Origin of the sequence: Lactobacillus sp. UMNPBX16 (assembly GCF_002553775.1) — a bacterium.
GTDB lineage: Bacteria > Bacillota > Bacilli > Lactobacillales > Lactobacillaceae > Lactobacillus > Lactobacillus crispatus.
On sequence record NZ_PCYU01000114.1, the window covers coordinates 1 to 348 of the forward strand.

Annotated in this window: 1 pseudogene; it reads right to left on the reverse strand. The window is 45.1% G+C overall.

The window, feature by feature from the left end:
* Positions 1-348: pseudogene (locus CP367_RS10620) on the reverse strand (IS30 family transposase); the annotation flags it as partial.

The window sequence follows — 348 nt, forward strand, 5'->3', positions numbered from 1 at the left end:
ATTTGTGGTTAATGGCATCAGTTGCCTGTTGAACATAAGCTTTTGACTTGTCTTTCATGCTCTTGCCCTTAGGGAAGAATTGACGCAAAAGACCATTGCAGTTCTCATTGGTGCCCCTTTCCCATGGAGAATATGGGTGAGCAAAGTAAATCTGGCAGCCCTTGATCTTGGTCATATCCGCAAACTCAGAGCCATTGTCAAACGTGATTGATTTAAACCAGGCAGGATGTCTGTCAATCTCCTTTTGAAGCAGCCTTTGGCATGTGCTTGCCCGATAGTCCGGAAACTTGATCACTACTTCAAAGCGTGTGGTTCTTTACCTCAACGTCCATAAAGCAGGCTGAGTCT